10 protein-coding genes and 2 pseudogenes are annotated in these 6,787 nt (G+C 68.0%); 5 read left to right on the forward strand and 7 right to left on the reverse strand.

All coding sequences use genetic code 11. The annotated features are described in order from the left end of the window. The coding region (locus tag UK23_RS52010; protein ID WP_156213493.1) for a winged helix-turn-helix transcriptional regulator at positions 1–114 on the reverse strand (114 nt) is incomplete at its 3' end. A 96-nt stretch (positions 115–210) separates the two neighbouring features. On the opposite strand from UK23_RS52010, the gene UK23_RS30880 reads away from it, so the two are divergent. Next, positions 211–888, forward strand: coding sequence for an alpha/beta fold hydrolase (locus UK23_RS30880; protein ID WP_045315215.1), 678 nt, complete (start codon positions 211–213; stop codon positions 886–888). 40 nt (positions 889–928) lie between these two features. Here UK23_RS30880 and UK23_RS50665 read toward each other — a convergent pair whose 3' ends face one another. Next, positions 929–1,159, reverse strand: coding sequence for a hypothetical protein (locus UK23_RS50665; RefSeq protein WP_156213494.1), 231 nt, complete (start codon positions 1,157–1,159; stop codon positions 929–931). A 129-nt stretch (positions 1,160–1,288) separates the two neighbouring features. Beyond that, positions 1,289–1,600 (reverse strand): EthD family reductase, encoded by a 312-nt coding sequence (locus UK23_RS30890; RefSeq protein ID WP_045315222.1) that lies wholly within the window; start codon positions 1,598–1,600, stop codon positions 1,289–1,291. A gap of 278 nt (positions 1,601–1,878) precedes the next feature. On the opposite strand from UK23_RS30890, the gene UK23_RS30895 reads away from it, so the two are divergent. Then, positions 1,879–2,346: a hypothetical protein gene (locus UK23_RS30895; RefSeq protein ID WP_156213495.1), complete on the forward strand. Its 468-nt coding sequence runs from the start codon at positions 1,879–1,881 to the stop codon at positions 2,344–2,346. A gap of 24 nt (positions 2,347–2,370) precedes the next feature. Then, on the forward strand, positions 2,371–2,619 hold the full coding sequence (locus UK23_RS30900) for a YdeI/OmpD-associated family protein (protein WP_045315217.1): 249 nt from the start codon (positions 2,371–2,373) through the stop codon (positions 2,617–2,619). A gap of 21 nt (positions 2,620–2,640) precedes the next feature. Here UK23_RS30900 and UK23_RS30905 read toward each other — a convergent pair whose 3' ends face one another. The 3 genes from UK23_RS30905 to UK23_RS30915 all read right to left on the reverse strand — a co-directional run bounded on the left by UK23_RS30905 (position 2,641) and on the right by UK23_RS30915 (position 5,189). After that, positions 2,641–3,492: a DUF4082 domain-containing protein gene (locus UK23_RS30905; protein WP_082115104.1), complete on the reverse strand. Its 852-nt coding sequence runs from the start codon at positions 3,490–3,492 to the stop codon at positions 2,641–2,643. Between the two features lie 78 nt (positions 3,493–3,570). Further along, complete coding sequence (locus UK23_RS30910; RefSeq protein WP_231114755.1) at positions 3,571–4,500, reverse strand: cyclase family protein; 930 nt, start codon at positions 4,498–4,500, stop codon at positions 3,571–3,573. A gap of 50 nt (positions 4,501–4,550) precedes the next feature. Beyond that, positions 4,551–5,189 (reverse strand): hypothetical protein, encoded by a 639-nt coding sequence (locus UK23_RS30915; protein ID WP_045315219.1) that lies wholly within the window; start codon positions 5,187–5,189, stop codon positions 4,551–4,553. Between the two features lie 423 nt (positions 5,190–5,612). On the opposite strand from UK23_RS30915, the gene UK23_RS30920 reads away from it, so the two are divergent. Together UK23_RS30920 and UK23_RS54065 are read left to right on the forward strand one after the other, a co-directional pair. Continuing rightward, the gene (locus UK23_RS30920) at positions 5,613–6,395 is read left to right on the forward strand and encodes a class I SAM-dependent methyltransferase (protein WP_196777954.1); all 783 of its coding nucleotides are present in this window, start codon (positions 5,613–5,615) and stop codon (positions 6,393–6,395) included. Positions 6,396–6,533: 138 nt separating this feature from the next. Beyond that, positions 6,534–6,605, forward strand: a pseudogene (locus tag UK23_RS54065) (hypothetical protein); the annotation flags it as partial. Here UK23_RS54065 and UK23_RS55125 read toward each other — a convergent pair. Further along, a pseudogene (locus UK23_RS55125) lies at positions 6,575–6,745 on the reverse strand (IS481 family transposase); the annotation flags it as partial. The pseudogenes UK23_RS54065 and UK23_RS55125 overlap by 31 nt on opposite strands. Positions 6,746–6,787 lie beyond the last annotated feature (42 nt).

Raw genomic sequence — 6,787 nt, forward strand, 5'->3', positions numbered from 1 at the left:
GCGTTCCGTGACGCCCAGCCGCTCGGCGAGCTGGTCAGCGGTCGTGCCGGGACGCGCTTGGAGGATCTCCAAGGCGCGTAGTGCCCGTGCGGTGGGGCTCAGATCACTCGGCACTCGGGCAGGTTAGGCGATCACCCTCATGAACCGGAAGCAGATCGTCCGGAATTGGCCCTAGCGTGACGTGTCGACGCACTGCGAAAGGGAAGAATCATGGACGTCCTGCTCATCGCCGGCCTCTGGCTCGACGGATCCGCCTGGGACGACGTCGCGTCCGCACTCCGGTCACTCGGCCACCGCCCCGTGCCGCTGACCCTGCCCAGGTCCGCCTCCGCCACGCTCGACGACCAGGTGGCGGCCGTGCTCACCGCCGTGGACGCGACCTCCGGCAAGCCAGTGGTGGTCGGACATTCGGCCGCCTGCACCCTGGCGTGGCTGGCCGCGGACGCACGTCCGGACAAGATCTCCAAGGTCGTCCTCGTCGGCGGCTTCCCGGCCTCCGACGGGAAGCCCTACGCCGACTTCTTCGAGCTGCGCGACGGCGTCATGCCCTTCCCCGGCTGGGAGCCGTTCGAAGGACTGGACTCGGCCGACCTCGACGAGGAAGCCAGGCGCGCGTTCGCCGCCGCCGCGATCCCTGTTCCTGGCGGTGTGGCCACGGGCGTCGTGCGGCTGACCGACGAGCGCCGCTTCGACGTGCCGGTCGTGGTGATCTGCCCCGAGTTCACGCCGGCCCAGGCCGAGGAGTGGATCAACGCGGGCGACGTGCCCGAGCTCGCCAGGGTCAAGCATCTCGAGTTCGTCGACCTCGACTCCGGCCACTGGCCCATGCACACCAAGCCGGCCGAACTCGCCCGGCTCCTCGCGTCGGCAGCTGTGGATCTGCCATGACCAAGTACGTGATCGGTCCGGACGTGGCCGTTCGCCTGGCTCACGACCAGGCCGTGATCGGCGCCGGACACCAGCTCCTGGCCCCCGGTGTGTCGGCACGCAGCCGCTTCCACATCAGGAGCGCGCCGATGTCCGACTTGCCGATGCTTCTCGTTGTCGAGACGCGCGCGGTGACCTCGGTCAGCACCTCGTCGTAGGCGGCGGACGTCCGCCGGCCGTACGCGGCGCGTGCCGCCTCCAGCCGTGACCACTTCTCATCGTGATCAGGCACGTGCGAACCACCCGTGTTTGCCACGACCGCCAGCAGGCACGCTCAGAACATCCGCTCATGCCGAAGAGAGTGCGGGGACCGATTCCGCGAACACGACTCAGCGGATACGGCGGTGCCTCAAGGCCTGGCTCAGCCTGTGCCGTTCTGCACCGGATAGTGGATGACGACCGCACCACCGGTGGCGTAGTTGGCGACATCGGCAGCCACCGCCTGGCCCTGCGGAGACGCCCTCGCCGCGGTCATTGCCGCAGCGTCAGCGAACTCGGCCTCGAAGACCGCGAAGTACGGCGTCTGTCCCTGCGTCGCTGCCACCTCGAAGCTGTAGCGCCACGCGAGCACGCCCGGCATGCGCGTGACCAGCGGGAGGTGGTTGCTCACGTAGTAGTCGCGGAAGTGGTCGGGATCGGCAGGCTCCGGATACAGAACCACCAGCTTGTGCACCACAACCTCCGTTCAGCGGCGAGCGACCACAACATCCGGGAGATCTCAGGCCGCCGCCGTACCGGCACCACCCTAAAGGCACACGACAAGGAGCATGAGCGAATATCCGCTCATGCCGATGAGCGGTCACCTCGCAACCTGGCGCAGACCTCAACGGGCAGTCGTACCCGCCGGGCGGCGGTCCACCGAGCGCGGTAGCTGAGGTTCAACCGCGCGTTTGATGTGCGGTCCGTGCGCTGCTGGTTAGCGTTGCGACACCATCAAATCAGGGGGAAACCATGAAACGCACAGTGATCGTGTTGACCGCGGCACTGGGACTGGTGGGCGCCGCATCCGGGGTGGCGAGCGCACACGAGACCGACGACTGGATGCGCTCACCCGACGCCCCTGGCGCCTACGGGTACAGCTATTACGGGGTCGCGTCGAGCCATGTCGGCGGCGTCTACCAGCAGGTGAACGCGTGGAAAGTCGGCAACTACTGGGCGTTCGACGCGTTCGTGGAGGACACCCGCACCGACGGCTACTGCGGGACCATCCAGGTCGCCTACACCTACGGTGCCCAGCCGAGTGATCACTGGCACTACCGGACTGTCCCGGTGCACGACTGTTCCACCAACGGCACTGGAGTGTCCAATGGGTACTTCTACAGCCTTGACGAGTTCAGGAACCTCCGGTCCCGCGCCTGCCACGCGGACACGTCCGGGAAGATCGTCGAGTGTGAGACGAACTTTCACGTGATCGGCTGAGCCGCGGACTAGCTCAGGAGACCGATGCACCGGGTCGAGGTCGTGCTGGCTCCGGAAGGCCCGCAGCGCGCCGACCTCGCCGAGGACATCGCGGCCGCGCTCGACGCCGCACCGGCGGCTGCCGCGTTCTTCGACTCGCTCGCCCAGTTCTACCGCCGCGCCTACCTGCGCTGGATCGACGGCACCAAACGCCGTCCGGAACTGCGCGCGGCCCGGATCGCCGAAGTGGTCGACCTGCTGAGCGCCGGGATCAAGCAGCGGCCCAAGACCTGACGGAGAAAGTGCGGCTGCGCCTCAGGACACGAAAGACGGGTAGATCGTGTAGTTGCTGTGGTGCCACGTGTCGGTCGGGAACCCGCCGCCTTCGCCGTAGTGGTAGACGCCCGCGTCGGCGCGCACGATGTACGGCGCGTGGAACAAGGTGCCGGTGTAGAAGTCCTCGCTCGCCTGGTAGCCGCCTTCGGGCGTGTAGTACGAAACCACGTAGTCGATGCCTGGCTGTGCCTGGACCGGAGGGGTGATCGCCGCGGACGTGTAGCGGGTTGTCGCTGCTGGCTCGACGTGCTCGTGCAGCAGCGTGCCGCCTGGTCCCCAGACTCGGATCGTGACCGGGCCCCGGTACGTCCCTCGCCGGAAGGTGACCCCGTTCAGCGAGCCGGGCCGGTCGACCGCGAACCGCACACCCAGCTCCACTGGAACCGCGTCCATGTCGTCGTGCGGGAGTTCGGACTCGCGGAAGGTGCACGGGCAGTAGATCGGCGCGAGAGAGCTGGGTGTGCCGACGTGGAACGTGCGCGGTGGACTGATGTCGCCGAGTTCGCCGTTGTACCAGCCCCGCATGCGGAAGACGACGTCGCCGGACTGCACGGGCGTGAACAGGTAGCGCCACGAGCCGTTGCTGTTGATATCGGCCTCGGCCCAGGTCACGCCGTCGTCGAAAGTCAGCTCGACGCCGTGGGCCGGAGTCCCCTCCCCCACATAGGAGAACCCGGTGATCAGAACAGGTTCGCCCACTTCGGCACTCGCACCCACCGATGGCGCGTAGACCACGTGCCACGGCGCGTTCGACGCCATCGCCGCCGACGCGCCGGACACAACCAGGCTGACTGCCGCGAGGACCGCCATCCACCTCGACAAGCGACGCATCCGCTCTCCCCCAAGGCATTCGAACCGGGGCAGCCTTCCTGCCCCCTGCCCTCCGCATCGCCCCACACCGGCTCCGCGCTACGCGCACAACCGATTTCCCGCCAAGCAGCCCCACAACGCGAGACCAGACGGCCTGATCCTGTTACGTCGCAAGGCTCCGGCCGCCTCCCTCCGGACTTGCGTCAGTCCAGGGCGGCACCCGGCGGGATCATGCCGAAGACGGTCGCGGTCGAACCCGCGCCCTTGCGGTTGATCGGGCCGCCGGCGAGGACCCACGCACCGGTGGCCGGGAGTTTGCGCAGGTTCGCCAGGATCTCCAGGCTGATCCGGCGGCGCTGGTACACCAGCTTGGACACGGTGTACGTCTCCTCGGTGCCGACGTCCGGGCTGAACGTGTCGGTGCCGGTGCCACCGCGGCGTCCGAGCCGCCCGGTGTCGATCAGCGCCGACCCGCCCCTGCCCCGCCGGGATCGAGAATCCGGGCTGGTGCGGCACGCCGTCGGCGTCGAGGTTCGGGTACGCCGGCGTGCCCCACTTCGCGTCCCAGCCGGTCCAGAGCACGACCATCGAGCCGTTGGGGATGCGGCCGTGTTTGCGCTCCCACGCCTTGATGTCGTCGATGGTGACGGCGTAGTCGGCGTTCGCGGCCGCCCGGTCCCGGATGTCGATCTTCACCGCGGGCAGGAACAGATCCGCCGGGTCCATGTCGTCGGCGAGCGCCTCACCGGTGTTGAAGTGTCCCGGCGCGCCCCAGTGCGTGCCGGTGTGCTCGCCCTCGCGGACGAACTGGAGGTAGTAGCCGTCGTCGGGGATCGTCGCGATGGTCTCCAGGGTGAACGCGGGATCGCCGGGGAACACGTTGGTCGTCGCCGGATCGTTGACGTGCGACAGGTTCACCAGGTTCAGCTGATCCAGCCGGATGGACGGGGTCGCGGCCTGTGCGGGCGACGACAGCGCGCCGAACAGCCCCGCCACGCCCGCGGCGAGCACCCTTCGTCTCCGTGGCATGCGATCCCCTTTCGCAGAAGCCGCGCCGGCGTGCGGCTTCTACGGTGATATCACCTGGAAGGGCGGCGGCGTGAGGATTCGCTTCGAACAAGGATGTCCACGACGTCGCACGCCAGGCCGGCCAGTTCGCCGACCTGTCCGGCGAGGTCCATGTCGGTGAAGGTGAAGCACGCGACGCCGTCGGCGATGTCCACGGCGGGCTGGTTCGGCTTGAGCCGGGCGAGAACCTTCTTCTCGGCGTCTCCCGCCACCAACGGCGCCAGGCCGCCCGACGTCACGTACCCCCAGGATGCCCGGGGCGGGTCCATCCGCAGGTCTCCGCGCAGTTCCGGCACGTCCACCGCCACCACGAGACCCAGGACGGTGACTTCTCCGAAGGGAACGCTTTGATAGTGGCCAGCGGGCTCCGTCGAGGAGAAGACAGCGGCTCGCACGGTCCGCCCTCCACGGGTTCCCGCCACCGCCGCGCGCCGCATCCGTTCCAGGGCACTGATCCGCCCCGCCGGCACGTCTTCCTCGTCGGGCACCAGCCGCCAGCCGGGCTCGCCCGCCTGCCGCTGAAACGCTGCGGCGGCCGCCCTGACGGTACGGAGCAGCACGGAACGCTGGCCCGCCTTGACGATCGAGTACAAGACTCCCATGATCAGGAAGAAGACCCCGAAAATGAGCACGAACCGCAGCAGATCCACGCGTCCTCCGAGGAACAGTCGCCCGGCTCCCCGGCGGTGGGAAGCCCCTCATTGGACTACGTGGCCGTCGCCGTCTCGCTCTTCTCCGGCCGCAGTCACCTTCTTGACGTAGAGCAGCCGGTCGCGTTCGTCATCGATCGCGGGTGTAGTAGACACGCGGGATTCGACTGGCCGCGTCGTTCGTCGCCATGTTGAGAGGCCTCCCACCCGGTGTCAGACCACGTGAGCGGTTCACCGACGGCGGCTCCATCGCGACAGGGCGACGCCGGATCGGCGCCTGCCACGAACGTGCGCTCATGCCGATGAGCGCGCCCAGGAATCTGCTTGCAAGGTCGTAGTCTTCGCGTCGCCGTCGCGGTCACTCGGTGCGACGATGGCGCGATGAACCAGGTTTCCAGGTTTTACAGCGGTCCTGGAGGACTTGTGGCGGCCATCGGTTCCGCCTTGGAGGCGGCTGGTCTGGACCGTGCGACACTGCGACCGGCCGATCTCGCTCCGATCGACGAGTTCCACATCCGTGGTCGTGCGGCAACTCTGGAAATCATCGAGGCGGTTGGCCTCACCGCCGACTCTCGCGTGCTCGACCTGGGCAGCGGATTGGGCGGGCCAGCGCGGACGCTCGCCGAGTTGACCGGATGCACCGTCACCGGGGTCGACCTCACAGCAGAATTCTGCGAGGTGGCGACGGCACTGTCGGAGTGGACGGGCCTGTCAGAACGCACCCACTTCCACGTTGGGGACGCAACGGCCACCGGTCTTCCCGACGCGGCTGTGGACACGGCGCTCACCGTGCATGTGGCGATGAACATCTCCGACAAGCACGCGCTCTACGCCGAAGCCTTCCGCGTGCTCCGACCCGGTGGCAGGTTCGTCGTCTACGACGTTCTGCAGGGCGAAGGCGGCGACGTCCGATACCCGGTGCCGTGGGCCAACGACTCCTCGACGAGCTTTCTCGCCACCCCAGCAGAGATGCGCGAACTGCTCCCAGCTGCCGGTTTCGACGTCATCTCGGAAGTCGACTCGTCGGACGAAAGCCTCGCCTGGTTCCTGCAGATGCGCGCCCGTATCCAGCGAGACGGACCACCACCGGTCACCTTTGCGGCCTTCCTCGGCGAGGAGTTCGGGCAGATGGCCGCCAATCAGGTGACCAATCTCGTCGAGCGCCGCATTCGTACTGTCATGTTCGTGTGCTCGCGACCGTCCTGATCGTCCTCTTCTTCCGCTGACGGTGTGAGCGACAACGGCCCGATCCTGCCCAACCGGGGAAGCGTGCGCATGGACCGGCACTGTGCAATCCGACGACTGCGCGCGCAGTCCGAGGTATCGGTGGTACGGCTGCCACGGATGCATCCACACATGCTGCGCCACACCTTCGTGACCACCATGCTCGACGCGGGCGTCGAGCTGCGCGACGTCCAGGTCGCAGCCCGCCACGCCGACCCACGCACAACCATGCGCTGGAATCGCTCCGCGGCTCGCCGCAGCGGCCAGCCGTCGTCGACGACACACCGGGCCAGGCGCAGCCTGCCCCGCTCGGTCAGTACCTCGCGGGGCAGGAGCGGTGGCTGATGGGATCGCTCTCACAGCGTGTCGGGGTG

The organism is Lentzea aerocolonigenes (assembly GCF_000955955.1).
Classification (GTDB): Bacteria; Actinomycetota; Actinomycetes; order Mycobacteriales; family Pseudonocardiaceae; genus Lentzea; species Lentzea aerocolonigenes_A.

Coding starts and splice junctions, on each gene's coding strand:
- UK23_RS30900 (WP_045315217.1), top strand. CDS start 2,371: ATGCACCGGGTCGAGGTCGTGCTGGCTCCGGAAGGCCCGCAGCGCGCC.
- UK23_RS30905 (WP_082115104.1), bottom strand. CDS start 3,492: ATGCGTCGCTTGTCGAGGTGGATGGCGGTCCTCGCGGCAGTCAGCCTG.
- UK23_RS30910 (WP_231114755.1), bottom strand. CDS start 4,500: ATGCCACGGAGACGAAGGGTGCTCGCCGCGGGCGTGGCGGGGCTGTTC.
- UK23_RS30880 (WP_045315215.1), top strand. CDS start 211: ATGGACGTCCTGCTCATCGCCGGCCTCTGGCTCGACGGATCCGCCTGG.
- UK23_RS30895 (WP_156213495.1), top strand. CDS start 1,879: ATGAAACGCACAGTGATCGTGTTGACCGCGGCACTGGGACTGGTGGGC.